General features: G+C 66.2%; 17 protein-coding genes, 1 tRNA gene and 1 riboswitch. Of the genes, 6 read left to right on the forward strand and 12 right to left on the reverse strand.

Annotated elements, in window-relative coordinates; genetic code table 11:
- Positions 1-207 precede the first annotated feature (207 nt).
- The 12 genes from OC184_RS15355 to OC184_RS15410 form a co-directional block, all read right to left on the reverse strand.
- Positions 208-283: transfer RNA gene (locus OC184_RS15355), tRNA-Ala, on the reverse strand.
- A 76-nt stretch (positions 284-359) separates the two neighbouring features.
- Entirely contained in the window at positions 360-2,255 is a 1,896-nt protein-coding gene (locus tag OC184_RS15360) for a pyrroloquinoline quinone-dependent dehydrogenase (RefSeq protein WP_265508054.1), read from the reverse strand.
- A 4-nt stretch (positions 2,256-2,259) separates the two neighbouring features.
- Positions 2,260-2,619: a hypothetical protein gene (locus OC184_RS15365; RefSeq protein WP_265508055.1), complete on the reverse strand. Its 360-nt coding sequence runs from the start codon at positions 2,617-2,619 to the stop codon at positions 2,260-2,262.
- 138 nt (positions 2,620-2,757) lie between these two features.
- On the reverse strand, positions 2,758-5,592 hold the full coding sequence (gene gcvP, locus OC184_RS15370) for an aminomethyl-transferring glycine dehydrogenase (protein ID WP_265508056.1): 2,835 nt from the start codon (positions 5,590-5,592) through the stop codon (positions 2,758-2,760).
- Positions 5,593-5,707: 115 nt separating this feature from the next.
- Positions 5,708-6,064, reverse strand: a complete 357-nt coding sequence (gene gcvH / locus OC184_RS15375) for a glycine cleavage system protein GcvH (protein ID WP_265508070.1) — start codon at positions 6,062-6,064, stop codon at positions 5,708-5,710.
- 12 nt (positions 6,065-6,076) lie between these two features.
- Entirely contained in the window at positions 6,077-7,198 is a 1,122-nt protein-coding gene (gcvT, locus tag OC184_RS15380) for a glycine cleavage system aminomethyltransferase GcvT (RefSeq protein ID WP_265508057.1), read from the reverse strand.
- Positions 7,199-7,353: 155 nt separating this feature from the next.
- Positions 7,354-7,442, reverse strand: a riboswitch (glycine riboswitch).
- Between the two features lie 67 nt (positions 7,443-7,509).
- Complete coding sequence (locus OC184_RS15385; protein WP_265508071.1) at positions 7,510-8,589, reverse strand: ABC transporter ATP-binding protein; 1,080 nt, start codon at positions 8,587-8,589, stop codon at positions 7,510-7,512.
- Positions 8,590-8,656: 67 nt separating this feature from the next.
- Positions 8,657-9,436: an SDR family oxidoreductase gene (locus OC184_RS15390; protein ID WP_265508058.1), complete on the reverse strand. Its 780-nt coding sequence runs from the start codon at positions 9,434-9,436 to the stop codon at positions 8,657-8,659.
- Between the two features lie 165 nt (positions 9,437-9,601).
- Positions 9,602-10,681 carry an alpha/beta hydrolase gene (locus OC184_RS15395; RefSeq protein ID WP_265508060.1) on the reverse strand — a complete coding sequence of 360 codons (1,080 nt, stop codon included), beginning with the start codon at positions 10,679-10,681 and terminating at the stop codon, positions 9,602-9,604.
- A gap of 175 nt (positions 10,682-10,856) precedes the next feature.
- Positions 10,857-11,537, reverse strand: a complete 681-nt coding sequence (rpe, locus tag OC184_RS15400) for a ribulose-phosphate 3-epimerase (protein WP_265508061.1) — start codon at positions 11,535-11,537, stop codon at positions 10,857-10,859.
- Between the two features lie 1,982 nt (positions 11,538-13,519).
- The gene (locus OC184_RS15405; RefSeq protein ID WP_265508062.1) at positions 13,520-14,182 is read right to left on the reverse strand and encodes a flagellar hook capping FlgD N-terminal domain-containing protein; all 663 of its coding nucleotides are present in this window, start codon (positions 14,180-14,182) and stop codon (positions 13,520-13,522) included.
- A gap of 9 nt (positions 14,183-14,191) precedes the next feature.
- Entirely contained in the window at positions 14,192-15,490 is a 1,299-nt protein-coding gene (locus OC184_RS15410) for a flagellar hook-length control protein FliK (protein ID WP_265508063.1), read from the reverse strand.
- A 102-nt stretch (positions 15,491-15,592) separates the two neighbouring features.
- Between OC184_RS15410 and OC184_RS15415 the strand changes: the two genes are divergently transcribed.
- The 6 genes from OC184_RS15415 (at position 15,593) to carB (ending at position 21,797) form a co-directional block, all read left to right on the forward strand.
- A complete protein-coding gene (locus OC184_RS15415) occupies positions 15,593-15,841 on the forward strand; it encodes a rod-binding protein (protein WP_265508064.1) in 249 nt (82 codons plus the stop codon).
- Positions 15,838-16,155 (forward strand): hypothetical protein, encoded by a 318-nt coding sequence (locus OC184_RS15420; RefSeq protein WP_265508065.1) that lies wholly within the window; start codon positions 15,838-15,840, stop codon positions 16,153-16,155. The genes OC184_RS15415 and OC184_RS15420 overlap by 4 nt, the downstream gene beginning before the upstream one ends.
- Before the next feature lie 553 nt (positions 16,156-16,708).
- Positions 16,709-17,083, forward strand: coding sequence for a flagellar biosynthesis regulator FlaF (gene flaF, locus OC184_RS15425; RefSeq protein ID WP_265508066.1), 375 nt, complete (start codon positions 16,709-16,711; stop codon positions 17,081-17,083).
- The gene (gene flbT / locus OC184_RS15430; protein WP_265508067.1) at positions 17,080-17,484 is read left to right on the forward strand and encodes a flagellar biosynthesis repressor FlbT; all 405 of its coding nucleotides are present in this window, start codon (positions 17,080-17,082) and stop codon (positions 17,482-17,484) included. The genes flaF and flbT overlap by 4 nt, the downstream gene beginning before the upstream one ends.
- A gap of 4 nt (positions 17,485-17,488) precedes the next feature.
- Positions 17,489-18,274, forward strand: a complete 786-nt coding sequence (locus OC184_RS15435) for a DUF1217 domain-containing protein (protein WP_265508068.1) — start codon at positions 17,489-17,491, stop codon at positions 18,272-18,274.
- A 184-nt stretch (positions 18,275-18,458) separates the two neighbouring features.
- Positions 18,459-21,797 (forward strand): carbamoyl-phosphate synthase large subunit, encoded by a 3,339-nt coding sequence (carB, locus tag OC184_RS15440; RefSeq protein ID WP_265508069.1) that lies wholly within the window; start codon positions 18,459-18,461, stop codon positions 21,795-21,797.
- Positions 21,798-22,016 lie beyond the last annotated feature (219 nt).

The raw sequence follows: 22,016 nt of genomic DNA on the forward strand, positions 1-22,016 counted from the left end.
GCCTGGATCGCAGCCGGGATCTTCGGCGGCGTCGTCGCCTGCTTGTGAAGAGAGATCAGCATCCTTGCCTCCCGTTCCGAACCTCGCGCAGGACCGATCTTGCTATGAAGAACGAGGTCCGACGAGGGTCAATGTGATCATCCGGGGAAGAACAGCTAAGGCAGAGGTTACCGCGTAATCCACTATCTCACAAAGGAAAGACGATACTGGTGGAGCCGAGGGGAATCGAACCCCTGACCTCGTCATTGCGAACGACGCGCTCTACCAACTGAGCTACGACCCCATCGCGCGATGGTTTGGACCGGCTGGCGCGGAATGTCAAGGGTCGGTCCCGCACACGGCGCGCGGGACCGCAGGTGTCAGTCCTCGGGGAGGGCGAAGGCGATCAGCTGGTCGCCGACCTGCGGCTTGATGATCGAGTTTCCGCCGACCGCGAAGACGACGTACTGCCGGCCCTTATAGTCGTAGACCGCCGGGATCGAGACCGCCGGCGCCTCGACCTGTGCCTTCCACAGGACCTCGCCGTTCGAGGCGTCGAGCGCGCGGACCCGCGCGTCCATCGACGCGCCGATGAAGATCAGGCCCGACGCGGTGACGACCGGGCCGCCGATGGTGGGCGAACCCCAGCCTTCAGGCATGTAGAAGCCCCATTTCTGCACCTGGCCGAACGGCACTTCCCAGAGGGTTTCGCCCGTCTTGAGGTCGATGGCCGTCATCTGGCCGTAAGGCGGCTTCCAGCAGGGCATGCCGAAGCCGTTCAGGAAGGTGGTCAGCCGGAAGCCGTAGGGCGCGCCGTCCATCGGGAACAGGCCGCCCTCGGCCTCGGACCCGCCGGTGGTCAGTTCGGCGTACTCCTCGCGCTCGATCAGTTCGAAGATCTGCGCGATACGCGAGCTGTTGATGTAGAAGATGCCCGTCTCGGGGTCGACCGCGCCGCCGCCCCACTGCATGCCGCCGGCCGTGCCGGGAAAGGCCAGGGTGCCTTCCAGCGATGGCGGGGTATAGCGGCCGTCATAGCGCAGCTCGTCCAGCTTGCGCGAGCAATAGCCGAGGGATGCGATGTTGGCCAACGAGAAGATGCCGTCCCAGTCGTCGCCCATGACGGGCGCGGGCAGGGTGGGATAGGGCTGTGTGGGCGAGGCCTCTTCGCCCTCGATGTCGGATGCCGGGACGTCGCGCTCCTCGATGGGGAAGATCGGCTCGCCCGTCAGGCGGTTCAGCACGAAGGCAAAGCCCATCTTGGTCGGCTGGACCAGCGCAGGCGTGCTGCCGCCTTCGCCGGGAATGTCGACAAGTGTCGGCGCCGAAACGGTGTCATAGTCCCAGATGTCGTGGTGGACCAGCTGGCGGGACCATTCGACCTCTCCGGTGTCGCCGTTCAGCGCGGTAACCGAGGTCGCCAGCGGGATCTCCTCCAGCCGGGTGCCGCCGTAATAGTCGGCGCTGGGGCTGGACACGGGCAGATAGACGAGGCCGTTTTCCTCGTCCACCGACATGGCCGTCCAGACGTTCGCGGTGCCGGTCGTGCCTTCGTATCCTTCGGGGATCGAATAGAACGACCATTCAAGCTCGCCCGTGCGGGCGTCGATGGCGAAGACGGACCCTAGGGGGTTTTCGACGCTGTACCAGTCCTTGCCGGCCCAGCCCAGCAGCAGCTTATCGCGGAAGACCGTGGGTGGCTGAAGCTGCGACAGCGGGAAGTTCGCGTCGGGCTTGTTCCATTGGTTCACGTTCAGGATGCCGTTGTCCCCGAAATCCTGGCAGAGCTGGCCGGTATCGGCGTCGAGCGCATGCAGGTGGGCGTCCATGGTGCCGATATAGACGCGCTTCGAACATGGCCCGGACGCCTCGGGGTCTTCCCAGTAGGTCACGCCGCGGTTCTTCAGCTCGGGCTGGGTCATCGATTCAAGGAGCGTTTCGGGATCATAGGTCCAGACGACTTCTCCGGTATCAGGCTGCACGGCGAAGACGCGATAGAAGGGCGTTCCGACGTAGAGAAGATCGTTCGCCAGGATGGGCGTGGCCGACCAGACGGTGCCCGGAATATCTCCGGACCCGTCCGAAACGTCGCCGGTGTGGATCTCCCAAACCTTTTCAAGTTCATGGACATTTTCCGGGGTGATCTGGTCCGAGGCGGAATACTTCTGCGCCATCGCGTTGCCGTGGAAATGCGTCCATTCGTCCTGCTGGGCCAGCGCCCCGGTGGCCGGGACCAGCGCCAGCAGCGCGGCAGTCAGGGTGTGCTTGGGAAACATGGGCCTACCTCGCCACGAAAATGAAGATCAGCCACAGGGCCAGCGTCAGGACGATCGTCAGCATCAGCCAGCCCTGCATCAGGAACCAGGCGCAGAGCAGCGTCAGCAGCCCGCCGATCAGGATCATCACCGTGATGAACGTGCGCAGGCGTCCGGGATGAATCCGCCCCACCAGCAGCGCCGCCACCGTCAGCGCCAGCATCCCCAGAATCGCCAGGGCGGCGCCCGGCGTCCCCTCGATCCCAGACGCCGGGCTGAAGAACGCGACGACTGCGATGATCAGCCCGATAGCGGCCGGGACTGCCATCAGGTTGGCGACCAGCTCCTCTCGGGCGCGTTCGGGGGGGGACAGGTAGGCGGGCATCGGCACCTCATGCATTCCAAGGGTCCGGACTGCCGCCACGCGGCGGCCTGCCCGGAGCTGACATGAAAGTGAAATGCCCTGCGCGGAGATAGGGTTCCCCGAAAAGACGATTGCGGGGAACCCTGTCGCAGCCGTGCCTTATTCGGCCGCCTCGGCATAGCTTGCCAGCGGCGGGCAGGTGCAGATCAGGTTGCGGTCGCCATAGGCGTTGTCCACCCGTCCGACCGGCGGCCAGTACTTGTCCACCCTGAACGATCCGGCGGGAAAGCAGCCCTGTTCGCGGCCGTAGGGGCGGTCCCAGTCGCGGACCAGATCCTCGACCGTATGGGGCGCATGGCGCAGGGGGCTGTCCTCGACGGCGATGCGGCCTTCAGCCACGTCGGTGATCTCGTCCCGGATGGCCAGAAGGGCGGTGACGAAGCGGTCGATCTCGGCCTTGGTCTCGCTCTCGGTGGGCTCCACCATCAGCGTGCCGCTGACCGGCCAGCTCATGGTCGGCGCGTGGAAGCCGTTGTCGATCAGCCGCTTGGCGATGTCGTCCACGGTGACGCCATGTTCCGCGAAGGGACGCGTGTCGATGATGCATTCATGCGCCACCCGCCCCCGGTTCCCCATGAACAGGATCGGATAGGCCCCCGACAGCCGCGCCGCGATATAGTTCGCGTTCAGGATCGCCACGCGGGTGGCCTGCGTCAGCCCCTCTCCGCCCATCATCAGGCAATAGGCCCAGCTGATCAGCAGGATCGAGGCCGACCCGTAGGGCGCCGCCGAAACCGCGCCTTCGCCCATCTGCGGATCGCCCGGCAGGAAGGGCGCCAGGTGCGACTTTACCCCGATCGGACCCACGCCCGGACCGCCGCCGCCATGCGGAATGGCAAAGGTCTTGTGCAGGTTCAGGTGGCTGACATCGCCGCCGATCTCTCCGGGCTTCACTAGGCCGACCAGCGCGTTCATGTTCGCACCGTCAATATAGACCTGCCCGCCGTGGCGGTGCGTGATCTCGCAGACCTGCCGAACGGTGTCCTCGAAGACGCCATGCGTGCTGGGATAGGTGATCATCACCGCCGCCAGCTTCGCCCCGGCCTGTTCGGCCTTGGCGGCGAAGTCCTCGACGTCGATGTCGCCGTTCGGGGCGGACTTCACCACCACGACCTTCATGCCGCACATCTGCGCGCTGGCGGGGTTGGTGCCGTGGGCCGAGACCGGGATCAGGCAGATGTCGCGATCATCGCCCCGCGACTTGTGATAGGCCTGGATCGTCAAGAGCCCGGCATATTCGCCCTGCGCGCCGCTGTTCGGCTGCATGGAAAACGCGTCATAGCCGGTGATGCGGCACAGCTTCTCGGTCAGGTCGGCGATCGCCTCGTGGTACCCGGCCGCCTGGTCCACAGGCGCGAACGGGTGCAGCGCGCTGAAGCCCGGCCAGGTGATCGGCATCATTTCAGCCGCCGCGTTCAGCTTCATGGTACAGGACCCCAGCGGGATCATCGCCCGGTCCAGCGCCAGGTCGCGGTCCGACAGCCGGCGCATATAGCGCATCATCTCGGACTCGGCGCGGTTCATGTGAAAGACCGGATGGGTCAGATATTCGCTGTCGCGCAGCAGTGCCTCGGGAATCGAGGGGCCGGTGGCGCGCTCGGCGGGATCAGAGATGCCGAACGCGTCCAGCAGCCGGGCGATGACGCCGGCATCTGTCGTCTCGTCCACGCTGATGCCGACGCGGTCGCGTCCCACGCGGCGCAGGTTGATGCCGCGGTGGCGGGCAGCGGCCATGATGCCCTGCTGGCCCACGCCCACGCGCACCGTGATCGTATCGAAGAACGCACCCGGCGCCACGTCCGCGCCTGCCGCGCGCAGTGCCGCTGCCACCGTGGCCGCATGCAGATGCACTCGCTGCGCGATGGCGCGTAGACCTTCGGGGCCGTGGAACACCGCATAGAATGATGCCATCACCGCCAGAAGGGCCTGCGCGGTGCAGACATTGCTGGTCGCTTTCTCGCGGCGGATATGCTGCTCTCGTGTCTGAAGCGACAGGCGATAGGCCTGGTTCCCCTGCGCATCGACCGAGACGCCGACGATCCGGCCCGGCATGGCGCGCTTCAGTTCGTCACGGCAGGACATGAAGGCCGCGTGTGGACCGCCATAGCCCATCGGGACCCCGAACCGCTGTGCGCTGCCGACTGCGACGTCGGCACCCATCGCCCCCGGTTCCCGCAGCAGGCACAGCGCCAGAAGATCAGTCGCCACCACCGCCAGCGCACCCGCCGCGTGCAGCGCCTCGATTTGCGGCGACAGGTCCCGCACATGGCCATGCGTGCCGGGATACTGGAAGATCGCCCCGAAGACCTGGTTCGCCGCCAACTCCTCGACCGGTCCGGTGACGATGCGGATGCCCAACGGTTCCGCCCGCGTGCGGATCACCGCGATCGTCTGCGGGTGCAGGTCCTCAGCCACGAAAAAGGCGTCGGCCTTGGACTTCGACTGCCGCCGCACCATAGCCATTGCTTCGGCCGCCGCCGTCGCCTCGTCCAGAAGCGAGGCGTTGGCGACCGGCAGCCCGGTCAGGTCCGCCACCATGGTCTGAAAATTCAGCAGCGCCTCAAGCCGGCCCTGCGCGATCTCGGGCTGATAGGGGGTATAGGCCGTGTACCAGGCCGGGTTCTCCAGGATGTTGCGCTGGATCGCCGGCGGCGTCACCGTGCCATAGTAACCCTGCCCGATCAGGCTGGTCATCACCCGGTTCTTCGCCGCGACCTCCTGCATGCGCGCCAGCAGCGCCGCCTCGGACAACGCCGGCCAGTCCAGGCGGTCGGTCTGGCGGATCGCCGCAGGCACCGTCTCGTCGATCAGACGGTCCAGGCTCTCGGCGCCGACGGCCTTCAGCATCTCGGCCATTTCCGCCGGCGAGGGGCCGATATGGCGCCGGTTGGCAAAATCGTCGGGGTCATAGTCGGTCGGTGTCCAGCGGCTCATCCGTCACTCCATCCCGCATGGCCGAAGCTGCGGCCTGCTTTGGTCGTCAAATATCCTGAGGGCCCGGGGGTGAAACCTCCGGCTCATCCACCGGGCCGTGACGCCCGGCAACGTCTTACCCGACCAGCGCCTTGTAGGCATCCTCGTCCATGAAGCCGTCCAGCGCCGAGGCGTCCGAGGGCTTCAGCCGGAAGAACCACGCCGCCATCGGGTCGCCGTTCACGTCGCCCGGTGCATCGGCCAGCGCGGCGTTGACGGCGGTGATCGTCCCTGCGACCGGAGCGGTGATGTCGGACGCCGCCTTGACGCTTTCGATCACGACGATCTCCTCGCCGGCCTCGACCTCGCGGCCCTCGTCAGGCAGTTCGATAAATACCACGTCGCCCAGCTGCTCGCTGGCGTGCTTCGTGATGCCCACAACGATCTCGTCGCCCTCGGCGCGCAGCCATTCGTGGTCTTCGGTATATTTCAGCATGTTCGCTCCTCAGCGTTTGTAAGAGGGGGTGACGAAGGGCAGGGGGCAGACGGTGACGGGGATCCGCTTGCCGCGAAGCTCGGCGAAGACCGTGGTGCCATCCAGGATGGCGACAGGCAGCCGGGCCATCGCGACGGGGCCGCCCACGGTCGGGCCGAACCCGCCCGAACTGACGGTGCCGATGGGCTGGCCGCCCTCGGCGGAGTCGAAGATGGTCACGCCTTCCCGGATCGGGGCCCGCCCCTCGGGGCGCAGGCCGCGCCGCGTGGCGCCGGGAGTTCCCAGTTCCGGCAGGATCACGTCCGCGCCCGGAAATCCTCCGGTGCGCGCACCGCCGGTGCGGCGCAGCTTCGGGATCGACCAGCCCAAGGCGGCGGCAGCCGGGGTCACCGTGCCATCCATGTCGTGGCCATAGAGCGGCATTCCCGCCTCCAGCCGCAGGCTGTCGCGGGCGCCGAGGCCGATGGGCGCGACCTCGGGCTCCGCCAGCAGTGCCCGCGCGAATGCCTCCAGCCGCGCTTCGGGAACCGAGATCTCGAACCCGTCCTCGCCGGTATAGCCCGAGCGCGAGATCCACAGATCGACACCGTCCCACCCGTGCGCCTGGCTGTCCATAAAGCGCATGTCGGCTGCCGCCGGCACCAGCCGCGCCAGCACCTCGGCCGCGCGGGGACCCTGCAGCGCCAGCAGGCCCCGATCCGTCACCGGCGTCACCTGCACGCCGGAAAGGCTCCTCAGGTGGGCAATGTCCTGCTCGGCGCAGGCGGCGTTGACGACCAGCAGGAAATGATCGCCCCGGTTGGCGAACATCAGGTCATCAATGATCCCGCCGACCTCGTTTGTGAACAGGCCATACCGCTGCCGCCCCTCGGGCAGGCCCGCGACATCGGCCGGGATCCGCGATTCCAGCGCGGCGGCGGCGCTTGCCATCTGCCCGTCCTGGGCCCGGACCAGAACCTGGCCCATGTGGCTGACGTCGAAGAGGCCCGCCTGTGACCGCGTGTGAAGATGTTCCGCCATGACGCCCATCGGATACTGGACGGGCATCTGCCACCCGGCAAAGGGCACCATGCGGGCGCCCAATTCGACATGCAGATCGTGCAAAGCAGTCCGGCGGATCGTCTCGGCCATGGGGCCTCCTGAATGTCAGCCGGAGCCCGGCATCGGTTGGGCGGGAGGATCCCGCGCGTCGATGCCCCCTCTGTCCTTGCCCGTGCCGTCCTGCGGTCGGGGCGCCTGAGATCGTTATCCCTTCGGCGGGCGCGTGGCGCCACTCTCCAGAGTCCTCGCGGAAAGCGGTCCTTTTGCCTGAGAGCTTGCCGGGGCGGCTTCTCCTTCGGCCCCGGCCTGCGCCAGCGTCTCCCGAATTCCTCACTTGGTGCTACCCCTGGGGCGGCCGCAAGGCAAGACTTTTGTCGCAGCTGCCCGTGAACTGGGCAGTGTCAGCCGGGGAACACGAAGACACGGTCGCGGCGCAGCATCAGCCACATGGCCGTTCCCGCAGGCGGCAGGAACACGCCGGGCACCGTCGCGTTCAGTGCAATCCCGCCGTGATCGGTCACGAACTCGACGAGCGACTCGCGGCCCAGATAGCGGGCGCGGCTGACCTTGGCGCGGGCGGCCGTGCCATTTTCGGACGTCGGCGAGGGACCTTGCCCCGCCCGGTCGAAGTCGATCTTCAGGTGCTGCGGCCGGATCACGATCTCGACCGGCGCGCCGTCGGGCAGGCCGGGGGTCAGGAACTCGCCGAAGGGGGTTTCGGTCAGCGCACCCCGGACACGCCCGGTCAGCACGTTGATGTCGCTGAAGAAGGCGGCCGCCTGCCGGTCCACGGGGGCGTTGTAGAGGTTGTAGGGCGCCCCCTGCTGCACGATCCGGCCATCGCGCATCAGCAGGATCTGGTCGGCCATGCGCATCGCCTCGTGCGGTTCGTGCGTGACCAGCAGGACGGCGGTGCCCTCCTCCTTCAGCAGCGCCAGCGTCTCATCGCGGATCCCGTCGCGCAGACGCTCGTCCAGGCCGCTGAAGGGCTCATCCATCAGCAGCACGCGGGGACGCGGCGCAAGCGCCCGCGCCAGTGCGACCCGCTGCTGTTCGCCGCCCGACAGCTCGTGCGGATAGCTGTCGATATGGGCCGTCATGCGGACGCGGTCCAGAAGTTCTGCCACCCGCTCGCGGTTCGCCCTGAAGCCGCCGGCCAGGCCAAAGGCCACGTTCTCCCGCACCGGCAGGTGCGGGAACAGCGCGAAGTCCTGGAACATCAACCCGATCGCCCGCTGCTCTGGCGGGACGTGGGTCCGGGCGTCGCAGATCAGCTGCCCGTCGACCAGGATGCGGCCGCTGTCCTGCACGTCGACGCCCGCGATGATGCGCAACGTCGTGGACTTGCCGCAGCCCGATGGACCCAGAAGGCAGGCCACCTGGCCCGCCTCGATCCGGAAGCTGACGTTGTCCACGACGGGCGCGCCGTCGAAGGCACGGGTCAGGCGGTCCACGTCCAGTCGCGGAGAAATCGTCACGATCAGGCCAAGCCTTTCGGTCAGGTACCCGCTGCCCCTAGCAAGAGGCGGCGGCGCCCGCAACCGCGCCTCAAATCGTGACGTTCAGCGCACCGCCGTCCAGAAGCAGGTTCTGCCCGACGATGAACCGGGCCTGCTGACTGCACAGGAAGGCGCAGGCCGCGCCGAAATCCTCGGGCGTGCCATAGGTGCCGGTGGGAATCGTCGCCTGGCGCTGTTCGCGCGCCTCGGTCATGGTGATGCCCTTCGCCGAGGCGACGCCCTGGTCCAGGCTGTCGGCCCGGTCGGTAGAGTGGATGCCGGGCAGCAGGTTGTTCACGCAGACGCCCTTGCCCGCAACCTGCCGCGACATGCCGGCGACGAAGCCCGTCAGCCCGGTGCGCGCCGTGTTCGACAGCCCCAGCACCGAAATCGGCGACCGCACCGACCCCGAGGTGATGTTGACGACCCGGCCCCAGCCGCGGTCCATCATCCCCGGCACCAGCGCCTGCATCAACGCGACGGCTGACAGCATGTTCGCGTCGATCGCCCGGATGAAGTCGTCGCGGCTCCAGTCCTGCCAGTCGCCCGGCGGCGGTCCTCCGGCATTCGTCACCAGGATATCCGCATGTCCGATCGCCTCCAGCACCCTGGCGCGGCCCTCACCGGTGGTGATGTCGGCGGCGACGGGGATCACCTCGACCCCGTGACGCTCGGCGATTTCGCGAGCTGTGCGGGTGATCTCGCTCTCGGTGCGGCTGTTGATCACCAGGTTCACGCCGGCCTCGGCCAGCGCCTCGGCGCAGCCCCGGCCCAGCCCCTTCGACGCTGCGCAGACAAGCCCCCGTTTGCCCCTGATGCCCAGATCCATCGCGTCCTCCTGTCCTTTTGTCCCGGCACAGAACGCGGCCCGCCACGGTTTGTCAACGCCGCTGGCGGTCGGGGCGGCGGGGCCATGGCCCTGCGGCGAGGCAGGGGCTTCGATGGCCCCTGCCTCGCCTGCTGCCCGGGCGCGGTTCGCGGGATAGCGCACCTCTCACGGGGCGGTCGGCGGCGTCAGCGCACCCTGCAGACCGTCCAGCACGAAGGCGCCCGCCTGGCCGATCTGCGCCAGCGGCGACGGCGCCCTCGGGCGGTCCGACATCAAGTCATCATAGATCGCGGCCAGCTCGATATAACGGTCGTGCCGCGCCAGGCCCTGCGCGGGAAGGTCCGAAATGTCGATCACCATGATCCCGGCCTCGGCCACCGCCTCCCGGACGCGAGGGTCACGGACATCCAGCGCCCCGACCCGCCAGCGATGCGCGGACAGCCGCCCGGCCAGGCGCAGGGCGCGGTCGTCCGGCGACACGAGGATCGTCATCGGCTGCCGCATCTGCCCGATCACCGCAACCTGGGCGCGGAACAGGTCCGGGTCGATATCCGGCGCCGCAAGGATCACCGACAACCTGTCAAGCACATCGCCGCGACCCTCCAGCCGCAGCTGCCGCAGGCTCTCCATCGTCAGAAGCGCGCCCATCGAATGGGCGGTGACGGTAACGGTCCCGCCCTTTGCGCTGGCCGCCAGCCCGATGAGCGTTCGCGTCAGCGCATCGCGCGAAAACGCTACCGCGTCGCGGTCCGCCAGATATCCGAATGGCGTGCCGGCAGATGGCCATGAAAACAGGACCGGCACACCGCCCGTTCCCGCATCGACCGACAGCTGCACCAGGCGATAGAGCGCCTCGGGGAAGCTGTGGTTATAACCGTGGACAAACAAACCGATCCCCGCGCCACGGCGCGGATCGCGCGCCAGGACCGTGTGGTATTCCTCGGGCGTCAGGTTGGTGCTGCCGATGACCGCGAAGCTGGATCGCGGGTCGACCAGGCCATCGGGCCACTCGATCCGCCCCGGTCGGTGTCCGGCGGGAACCGACACCGTAAAGGCGGCATGGCTGACCCCCAGCGACCAGGCGCTTCCGAACCGGGTGCTGCCTCTGCCTTGCGGCGCGCGCGTGGTGGCCACGAAGACCGTGGTCGTCTGCGCGTCGCCGGCGCTGGCCCGAACCTCCTGCAGGATCCAGTTTCCAGGCCTCGGGGCGCAGGCGGCCAAAGCGGCCGCCACTATCAGGAACATGAGCCTGCTGAAGCTGGGCCTTGAGGATGCGGCAAGGGCTGGCGTCATAACTCTCCCAAGTGGCGGGCGGCTCGGGTCCCACCATCTGCATAGCCCGGCCGCAGCCATTCCGACAGCCTGCCATTGCGTTCCGGTCAGCAGTGGTGGCCAGCGGCAGGGGCCGGCCGCGCCAGGATCAGCGCATGGCGTCGCGGATCGCCCTCATGTTGGCGCCATAGACCTGCGGCGCATCCACCGAGCCGCCCTTGAAGACCGCCGATCCGGCGACCAGAACGTCGGCCCCGGCCTGAACGACCAGAGGAGCCGTCGTCGGATCGACCCCGCCATCGACCTGGATATGGATGGGACGGTCGCCGATCATCTCGCGCAGGCGGGCGATCTTTTCCAGCTGCCCATGGATGAACTTCTGCCCGCCGAAGCCCGGATTCACGGTCATCACCAGCACCATGTCGCACAGGTCCAGCAGATATCCGACCGCCTCGACCGGCGTACCGGGGTTGAGCGCGATTCCGGCCTTCTTGCCGGTGGCGCGGATCGCCTGCAGCGTCCGGTGGGGATGCGGCCCGGCCTCGACGTGGGCGGTGATCATGTCGGCCCCGGCCTCGGCATAGGCGTCGACATAGGCATCGACCGGGGCGATCATCAGGTGGACGTCCATGAAAGTCGTCACATGCGGGCGGAACGCCTTCACCGCGGGCGGGCCAAAGGTCAGGTTCGGCACGAAATGGCCGTCCATCACGTCCACATGCACCCAGTCGGCGCCCTCGGCCTCGATCGCGCGGATCTCGGCGCCGAAATTGGCGAAGTCTGCCGAGAGGATCGAGGGGGCGATCTTCAGGCGGCGGTCGAAGCTCATCATGTCCTCCATGGGCTGCTGCGCGGCGGCCTGCCCTCTTGTGCGAGCTGCGTCAAGCCTTTAGGCGCGGCCGGGTCCGATCGGTCAGGTCCAGGATCAGCTGCATCGGCAGATCGATCCTCTGACCTGTCAAGGCAATCGGCTTGGCGCGGCCAATCCACGGCCCGGGAATCGTCCGCGTCAGTCAGGGATGGTCGACGCTGCTTGGACCGCGAAAGCAGATCACGCCGGGCTTCCAGTTTTGCGCGGTCGCTGGCGTCGTGGCCGAAACGGCTGGACGTCGCCTAGCCGGTCGCCAGCTGGCCAGCCTGTTTGGCCTCCATGTCAGCACGGTCATTGTGATGCAGCGCGTCACCCGCGGTGCTTCCGGAGCAGATGGCCTCGTATCGGAAGATCAAGTCGAAGATCGCATTCACTGTCGTTGTCCCCGTGCCCGAGCGGCCGCTGGCCGAGGTCAGGGGTATCTTCGGTTTGGTGAGACACCTGCGCTGGAGCGGGCTTTATAAAGGCTGAAGGCTATGGAACGCTTGGGTCGCCAGCGCATCTTAGTCGACAACGCCACACCGCTTGTAGCGGGGGATGCTGGAACGCTCCGGTGGTGAAGGACGGCAGTTCACCCCGCCAGCGCGTATGTCCCGCTGCCGGCCAGCAGTTGCGGCAGGTCGCCGCTCGTGCAATCGTGCACCCCTCCGCGGCAGACTTTCCGGCAACCAAAAGTTGCTCCAACGTCTGGGCACACCCGCTTGTGCGTCCCGCGTCCAATCCGTTTGCCAAGGTTGGCGAGGCAGCAGCGCAGGCCGAGGAAAAGGCATGTGGCGACGTCGTTGAGCCAGCGGCGTGATGCAGAACCTTCTGCCCACGATTGCGGGGAAGATCGCAGTCCCGGAGGGCGGGTTTAGATCCTGATCCTTCGCACGGCGTAGAGATGCCGCAATGAACTTCCTCTTGTCCATCGGGACAGGCTGCATATCGTCTGCCCCAAGCTGCCGTCTTATACTGCCGGAGCCGTCGTCCGACAAGATGCTCTCCCTCTGAAGGAGCAGCAGGTTGCCTGCTGCTCATCCTGCGGTAGGCTCGTTTTTTCAAAGCCAGATGAAAATCGCGTTTGGTCGAGAGCCGCGACCACTTGGCGGTATCTTCCCTCGCAAATAGTGTTTGGCTGACGGCGGCTGCCGTTCAGATCGGACTGGCGCCGCATATGATTCACCGTCAGTTGACGTCGCAGAAAGAGCTGGCGGTGACAGCGCTGATGTCGCGGCAGGATCAGGATACTCACTGTTCCACGGCCTGGTGGTCCAGCCCTTTTTGGCGGTGAATGCCTAGACTGGAGCGCCCCTCGCTCGTGCTGCAAGTGAGGTCACCGACCTGCGACAAAGGGGCAAGTCAGTGCGATGATGCTGAGGCTCCAGGCCCATCCATTTCGCATCCTTCGCGTGTTTCAGCCTTCGCAAGGAAACCTGATCGATGAGCAACTTGTTCTGGCTGACCAGGCAGTCGGCGCGCTTTCCCCCCTACTTTCCTACCAACTATCGCCGCCTGCCCAGAGATTCTGCGGTCGATGGCTGTTTGGGGGTTTCCGTCCGCAGTTCCTCATCTCGACAAAGACCATCCGCCTGCCTGTCAAGCTCTAAGCGGCGTTGATGCCCCGCTGTCGCAAGCCTCTCTTTCGCACGGAGAGGATCCAGCCGCATAGATCCTGATGATACGCTTTCTGCGGTGAACTGCGACGGTGCATCATGAGGCGCTGTCGAGATGGGCACCCCAGAGATGACAAAGGAGGCGGCAACGCAGGCGGTCGTTAAGAGCCCGAGCTGCCGATTTTTCAGCACACCTACACGAAGAATCCCAAGTTGAGCTGCCTTCAATTGTTCGACAACGGGGTCGCCCCATCCTGCAAACTTGCAGCTACTGCTTTCGCTGACCCGCGGCCAAAATCCGGATCTCAGCCTTCGAGTGCGGCTCCCTACCCCGGTTCAAGGCACTCAGGTGGGCTCGCGCAGGGCGGTAACTTCGGAGGCCAAGGCCGACCCGCCACCCTGGAAGACCAACCTGCCGCCGTCTGCGCCGAACTGTGCCTCGACGATCCGAGCATAGGCGCCCGCCTGCGTCTTCTGGATCATCTCGCCGCCGCGCCAGCTTTCGACCGTAAAGCTGTAGAGGCCGTCGGGAAGCTTTGTGCCCTCTTCCGTCCGACCCAGCCAGTCGATCTGTCCTTGACCGGGACCTATCTCCTCGCGCGCGACCTCTTGCCCCTTGGCGTCATAGGTCACCAGTTGCACGCTTTCGGCGAGGTTATGGGGTGCAACATCCAGGGTCAGCGCCGTGTCTCCGAACCAGACGGGTGCGGTGGTGCGAGCGTCTTTGCCAATCCAGTTGGCGATGCCGCCGCTGCCGGACTGGCCGGCCATCTGTTCAAGGTACTTGTTGCCCAATGCCTGCTGCTCGACCCCGGCGAAGGTTGCCAGCTGAATCGCGAAATCGGTGCTTTCCATCGGGCTCAGCGGGTCCTGGTTTTTCAGCTGCGCCGTCAGCATGGTCAGGAACGTCTGGAAGTCCGCCCCTGCGCCCCCGTTGGAAAACCCGCCGCCCGGGGCAGCTGGCGATGTGGTGGCTGTGGCAGCCGGGGTGGTGATCGCGTCGACCATGCGGGTCTCCTAAAGTCTGATGTCGAGGCGCCGATCGCTCAGCGTCGTGGGGCTCATCCGAACCACCGCGGCCGGCGTGGCGAAGGGCTCGTCGTCGTCACGGCCACGCCTGTCCGCGGCCTCTTGCCAGTTGCGGCCGGTGTCCTGTCGGAAGTTGAGGCTGCCGCTATCGACCCCCGCCTCGGCCAGGTGCTGGGTCAGCAGATCGGCGTTGCGGCGTACCAGATCCAGTGTCTCGGGCCTTTCCGCCCAAACGGTGATATGCGCGCGGTCGGGGCCGGACATGATCAGGCGGACGCGCCCCAATTCTTCGGGGGACAGAGCAATTTCGGTCCGATCACCATTGGTGCTGACGATGGCCTCGGCCACCTGTTGCATCACCGGCCGCGGGTCGTGCAGTGCGGCCGATGGAGATAGGGCGGCCCCGGCGGCGCTGCTCCGCTGCGTTGCCACTGACGCGCCAGGATCGAGCGGCGCCTGATCAAGCGGCCCGGCCTCGAACGCCAGCACTGGGTCCCGCATCTGAACCGAGGGGGACGCAATCTGGCGCAGGTCGCCATCCTTCGTGACTGGCGCAGCCCGGGGCGCGGTGTCAGTGTCCCTGCCTGACGATTCGCGCAGATTCGCGGCTGGGGCCGACGCATCCTCGTCGGCAGCTTTCGCTTCAGCGGGCCGAATGGCCTGCCGTGACAGATGCGATTCGGCCACCAGCCGGTTGTCTGATACGATGCCCTGCCGCGCCGGCATTGCCGCGATAGTGACCGTCGCCTGCGGGTCCCCGGCAGTCTCACCGATCGCAGCGGCAGTGTCGCCAGCAGTCCGCCCTGCCTGCGCAAGGTTGCCCGGCGTTATGCGGTCTGGCGGGACGTCATCACCAGGCACACCGGCATCCGGCAGAGCACCCTCTGCAGCCGGCAGCAGCTCGTCGTTGGCGGTCGGCAGCGAGGCCAGGTCCTCTGTGGTCGCTGTCGAGACGGGGAGCTCGACCGGCAACTCCGGCAACGCAGGATCTGGGGCTGCAGCGGTGGGGCTGAAATGGGCGCTCAGCCCCAAGCTGCCTTCCAGCCAGGCAGCCAGGGGATCGGGATCGTCCTCGGGCAGGGCAGGGGCGGTGATCGGCGGCTCTGTCGGCTTTGCGGTGCCAAGCTGCGGCAGGGCGTCCGGCAGCGATTTATTCCGCGGCAGCATGCCCTCAACCAGGAGGTCCAGAAGCTGAAAGCCGGAATCGCCTTCTGGCACGGGCAGCGCCTGCGCCGTTCGCGCATCGGCGACGGGAAGCGGAGACAGGCTGACCTGAACGTCGGACATTCGACACCTCTGAGGGTTTTTTCATCCAATAGCCGGAACTCCTTACCGATTATTTACCGCCGGCCGATAATTCTTCGGGAATGACATGATCGGAGATTGAACATGCGACTGGATGCCATCGCGCCGCTTTCCGCCACGCCCCCCAAGACCGAGGCGATGGCGGATCAGCTTGAACGCGCTTTCCTGGAGGAGATGCTGAAATACTGTGGCCCCGGCGCCATGGAGGGGGAGTTTTCGGGCGGGGCCGGCGAAGACCAGTTCGCCAGCTTCCTGACGCAGCAGCATGCGGCGCAGTTGTCGCGCCGGCTGGACCTCGGGTTCGGGCGCATGCTTGCCGGGGCCGCGGCATGAGCCGGGCCCTGATTCGCCAGGCGGAGCAGATCAAGGCCGCCCTGCTGGGCGGCAATGCGGCGGGCGCACTGATCCAGATCGATGACTGGATGCGGATGGCCGCGCGCAAGGGTCTGGATCCCGTAACGAAGGAGCAGCTGGAACCTGCCGTGGCGGAGCTTCGCGCCCTCGCGCAGGCGTCGCTGGACGGTGCGCGCCAGGCGGCCGAGCAGGTCCGCGCGATTGTCGAGGCCGCGCGCAGCCTGCAGACCTATGATTCGTTCGGGCGTCGTCTGGTCACGGCGACGCGCGCCAACGCCCCGCAGAGGTTTTAAGTAAAATCCGTTGGAAGGTTCGTTTGAGGCAATGGTGTCGGTTCACTAGTTGTAAATCACCGCTGGTTAGAACGGTCACATGCCGGGAACGGCGGCGGGCGCAGGCTCGCAAAGGGTCAGAAGGCCAGGTCCGCAACCCGGTGCAAAGCACCGAACGAGGAGAACATATGCCGGGGGCGACGGACAAAGGTGTCCGGGTCACGCCGCAGACCTCAAAACTTCTTAACGCCTGACCGGGTGAAACCCGCCGGAATGACGGCGCCTAGGGCCGCGGGCCTGGGGCATTGACCGGCCTTGCTCAGACTGCCGGCCGTAGCTGCTGCACCAGGTGATGGGAGAAGGCACCGACGGCCATTGCCGCCGGAGCAAGTTGCCGGCCCGGCTCCGGGCGCGGGGTTGGGCGAGACGCGGTTAAACCGCCACGCTCGCCGAGACGCTGCGGGCCGGCAACAACAGATGGCAGGCGGCAGGAGCAAGGATCGCGCCGCGCCGCCGATGAGACGGGCGAACGCCCCCTGGCGTCCGCTACACCCATATCCACTCCAGAACGGGAATGACGATCTTGAATGCGGTAACGCCACTTTACGAACAAGGCTACAGGTCCAGCTCGATGCGCTCTCCGCGCGATGCCGAGTATGACATCTTTTCGCGCGTCACGCGTATGCTGCGCCAGGCGCCGCGCAAGGCCGACAACCGGGATACGATCCTGGCGGTCCATAAGAATTCCGAGCTTTGGACCCTGCTTGCGTCCGACCTTGCCGCACCGGGGAACGCGCTGCCCGATGAGACAAAGGCAGGACTGATCTCACTGGCCGCCTTCGCGATCCGGCACGGTCGCGCCGTCATGGCGGGCGATGCGCAGACCGATCCGCTGATCGACATCAACATGACCGTCATGCGCGGCCTTCGCGGGGATTCGGGCGCATGAGCGGACTTGTCCTGAAGCTTGCCCCGAACGAGCGCGTGCTGATCAATGGGGCCGTGATCGAGAACGGCGACCGGCGCGCCAAGATCGCGATCAAGACGCCGAACGTGAACGTGCTGCGCCTGCGGGACGCGATCCATCCCGAAAGCGCCCGCACTCCGGTGTCCCGCGCCTGCTACATCGCCCAGCTGATCCTGTCAGGCGATGCCGAGCCCGCCGAGGGCCGGCGCCAGCTTCTGCTGGCGATCGAGCAACTGAGTCAGGTCTTCGACGACCGCGACAGCCGCATCCTGATTGCTGACGCGACGCAGGCTGCGATCGATTCGAACCCCTATCAGGCGATGCGCAAGCTGCGTGACCTTCTGCCCCGAGAGGCGCGCCTATTCGCTGCGGCAAGGCAGTGACGGCATGAGCATGCCGATCGTCATAGGCGTGGGCGGCATCGCCGGCTGGAAGATCATCCAGCGCAGCGAGGCACGGCAGATCGAGGCGGTCGCGAAGGATCCGGTCGTCCAGCGATCCACGACCTACTTCCGCGAGAACATTGCCCGGGCCAACGAGGCTGACGAGCTGGTGCGGGACTACCGGCTGCTCAGCACCGCCCTGTCGGCTTTCGGCCTCGAGGCGGACCTTCCGAACAAGGCATTCATCCGCAAGGTTCTTGAATCCGACCTGTCAGACGACAAGTCGCTGGTGAACCGTCTGGCCGACAAGCGATACCGCAAGCTGGCGGAAGCCTTCGGCTATGGTTCGGGCAAGCCGAAGGCAAACCTTGCTTCCACCGTTTCACAGGCTTTTGTGCAGCGCGAATTTGAACGCCGCGTGGGCGAGGGCGACGAAACGATGCGCCTGGCCCTGAATGCCCGTCGTGAGCTGAGCGAACTTTCGACGCGGTCCTCGTCCCAGAAGACGCTCTGGTACGAGGTCATGGCGAACCCGCCGATGCGCAAGGTCTTCGAAGGCGCGTTCGGCTTTCCAACCTCTTATGGTCGGCTTCCCGTCGACCGGCAGCTGGAGGAGTTCATGAAGGCCTCGGAAAAGACGTTAGGCACCACAAGCTTCAAGGAGATTAACACCCCGGCCGTTCTCGACAAGCTGATCAACACCTATGTCGCACGTTCGCAGATCGCCCTGGCGCCGGTGCAGAACCGGTATTCGAACGCCCTGACCCTGCTGACAGGGGGCATGGCGTAGCCGGGGTCGGCGGCGGCCCGGCTTCGACCGCGCCCTGTGGAATGACCTTGGGGCGGCGCGAGCCGGCTGGCCAACTCTCCCATGTTTTCGCCTCTGCCGAATGCCGGCGCACCTTGCGTCCAAGACTTGCTTGGCTATAACCCCGGACGATTTGCGCCCAACCCCGCCAGCCCCGGAGGCCACGATGCCCAAAAGAACCGATATCAAATCGATCCTGATCATCGGGGCAGGGCCCATCGTCATCGGGCAGGCCTGCGAGTTCGACTATTCCGGCGCGCAGGCCTGCAAGGCGCTGCGCGAGGAAGGTTATCGGGTCATCCTGGTCAACTCAAACCCCGCCACGATCATGACCGATCCGGAAATGGCGGATGCGACCTATATCGAGCCGATCACCCCCGAGGTGGTCGAAAAGATCATCGCGAAGGAACGTCCCGACGCACTGCTTCCGACCATGGGGGGACAGACCGGCCTGAACACCGCGCTGGCGCTGGCCGACAGCGGCGCCCTGAACCGCTATGGGGTGGAACTGATCGGTGCGCAGCGCAGCGCCATCGAGATGGCGGAGGACCGCAAGCTGTTCCGCGAGGCGATGGAGCGGATCGGGCTTGAGAACCCGAAGGCCACCATCATCGCCGCCCCGAAGGGCGCGAACGGCAAGTTCGACATCAAGACCGGCGTTGCCCAGGCTATGGAGGCACTGGAAGAGATCGGCCTACCGGCGATCATCCGCCCGGCCTTCACGCTCGGCGGCACCGGCGGCGGCGTCGCTTATAACCGCGACGATTACGAACGCATCGTCCGCTCGGGGCTGGACGCCAGCCCGGTCGCGCAGGTCCTGATCGACGAGAGCCTGCTGGGCTGGAAGGAATACGAGATGGAGGTCGTGCGGGATCGCAACGACAACGCCATCATCGTCTGCGCGATCGAGAACGTCGATCCGATGGGTGTCCACACCGGCGACAGCATCACCGTCGCGCCCGCCCTGACGTTGACCGACCGGGAATACCAGATCATGCGCACGGCCAGCATCGCCGTCCTGCGTGAGATCGGGGTCGAGACCGGCGGTTCGAACGTGCAATGGGCCGTGAACCCGGCCGATGGGCGCATGGTCGTGATCGAGATGAATCCGCGGGTGTCGCGTTCCTCGGCGCTGGCGTCCAAGGCCACCGGCTTCCCGATCGCCAAGATCGCCGCGAAACTGGCCGTTGGCTATACGCTGGACGAGTTGGACAACGACATCACCAAGGTCACGCCGGCTTCGTTCGAACCCAGCATCGACTATGTCGTCACCAAGATCCCGCGCTTCGCGTTCGAGAAGTTTCCCGGATCGAAGCCCGAACTGACCACCGCGATGAAGTCGGTAGGCGAGGTGATGGCCATCGGCCGCAGCTTCCACGAATCGCTGCAGAAGGCGCTGGCCTCAATGGAGAACGGCCTGACCGGCCTGGACGAGATCGCGATCGAGGGCGCGTCGGATCAGGGCAAGCCCGCTGTCATCGCCGCCCTGTCCCGCGCCACGCCCGACCGCATCCGCGTCATCGCCGAGGCGATGCGCTTCGGCCTGTCCAACGACGAGATCCAGCGCGTCACCAGCTTTGATCCCTGGTTCCTGGCCCGCATCCGCGAGATCGTGGATGCCGAACACGTCATCCGCGAAAATGGCCTGCCGACCGAGGCGGAGGATCTGCGGCGCGTCAAGATGATGGGCTTTACCGACGCCCGGCTGGCGCACCTGACCGGCCGCGACGAGGCTGACATCCGCCGCGCCCGTCGCAACCTGGACATTCGTCCGGTCTTCAAGCGCATCGACACCTGCGCGGCCGAGTTCGAGGCGCAGACCCCCTACATGTATTCCACCTACGAATCCCCCGCGATGGGCGATGTGGAATGCGAATCCCGTCCCACCGACGCCAGGAAGGTCGTCATCCTGGGCGGCGGGCCGAACCGGATCGGCCAGGGGATCGAGTTCGACTATTGCTGCTGCCATGCCTGCTTCGCGCTGACCGATGCTGGCTACGAGACGATCATGATCAATTGCAACCCGGAAACGGTCAGCACCGACTACGATACCTCGGACCGGCTCTATTTCGAACCGCTGACCTTCGAGCATGTGCTCGAGATCCTGCACAAGGAACAGCAGAACGGCACCCTTCACGGCGTCATCGTCCAGTTCGGCGGCCAGACTCCGCTGAAACTCGCCAACGCGCTGGAAGCCGAGGGCATCCCCATCCTCGGCACTACCCCCGACGCCATCGATCTGGCCGAGGACCGCGAGCGCTTCCAGAAGCTGCTCAACGACCTGAACCTCAAGCAGCCGATCAACGGCATCGCCAGCAGCGACGACCAGGCCATCGCCATCGCCGAGCGCATCGGCTTCCCCCTCGTGATCCGCCCCTCCTACGTCCTCGGCGGCCGCGCGATGGAGATCGTGCGCGACATGGACCACCTGCGCCGCTACATCACCGAGGCCGTCACCGTCTCGGGAAAGAACCCGGTCCTCCTCGACAGCTACCTCTCGGGCGCGATCGAGGTCGATGTCGATGCCCTTTCTGACGGCGAGACTGTCCACGTCGCCGGGATCATGGAACATATCGAGGAAGCTGGCGTCCATTCCGGCGACAGCGCCTGCTCTCTGCCCCCGCACACGCTGGACGCCGCCACTATCGCGGAACTCAAGACCCAGACCGAGGCGATGGCCCGTGCGCTCAAGGTCAAGGGCCTGATGAACGTGCAGTTTGCCCTCAAGGACGGCGCGATCTACGTGCTGGAGGTGAACCCCCGCGCCTCGCGCACCGTGCCCTTCGTCGCCAAGGCTACCGACAGCGCCATCGCCTCGATCGCCGCTCGGCTCATGGCCGGGGAGCCGATGTCGAACTTCCCCCTCCGCGCGCCCTATCCCGAGGGCGTGGGCCCCGAGACCGACCTGCCCTTCGCCGACCCGCTGACGCTGGCCGACCCGATCACGCCCTGGTTCTCGGTCAAGGAGGCCGTGCTGCCCTTCGCCCGCTTCCCCGGCGTCGACACGCTGCTCGGCCCGGAAATGCGCTCCACCGGCGAGGTGATGGGCTGGGACCGCAACTTCGCCCGCGCCTTCCTCAAGGCGCAGATGGGCGCCGGTACCCACCTGCCGGAAAGCGGCCGCGTCTTCCTGTCCGTCAAGGACGCCGACAAGACCCCCGCCCTGGCGCAGGCCGCCCGCGATCTGGTGGGCATGGGCTTCTCGCTCGTCGCCACCTCCGGCACCGCCGATTTCCTTGACGACGAAGGGGTTGCCTCGACCCGCGTGAACAAGGTCTACGAGGGCCGCCCGAACATCGTCGACCGCCTGAAAAACAACGAGATCGCGATGGTCCTCAACACGACCGAGGGCACCCAGGCCATCGCCGACAGCCGCGAAATCCGCGCCGTCGCCCTCTACGACAAGATCCCCTATTTCACCACGGCCGCGGGCAGCATCGCGGCGGTGGCGGCGATCAAGTCGCGCGAGGAGGGGGAAGTCGGCGTCAGGTCGCTGCAGGCCTGACCGAGGGATGGATATGGGGAGCAACCCAGTGGCGACGCTGAAAGACTTTTACCTAAACGATTTCATGAGAACGCTATTTCCGATGGATACCTGCCGTATCCTAGGGTCAGGATGCATTGATTTTCGATGTGCTGCGTGATTCACGGCTCGGAAAACGGAGCGGTGACATGAGCGACCTTTTCTGGCTGACCGACGCGCAGATGGCCAAGCTTTCCCCTT

The sequence above is a fragment of the Paracoccus rhizosphaerae genome, from assembly GCF_026162645.1.
Taxonomy (GTDB): domain Bacteria; phylum Pseudomonadota; class Alphaproteobacteria; order Rhodobacterales; family Rhodobacteraceae; genus Paracoccus; species Paracoccus rhizosphaerae.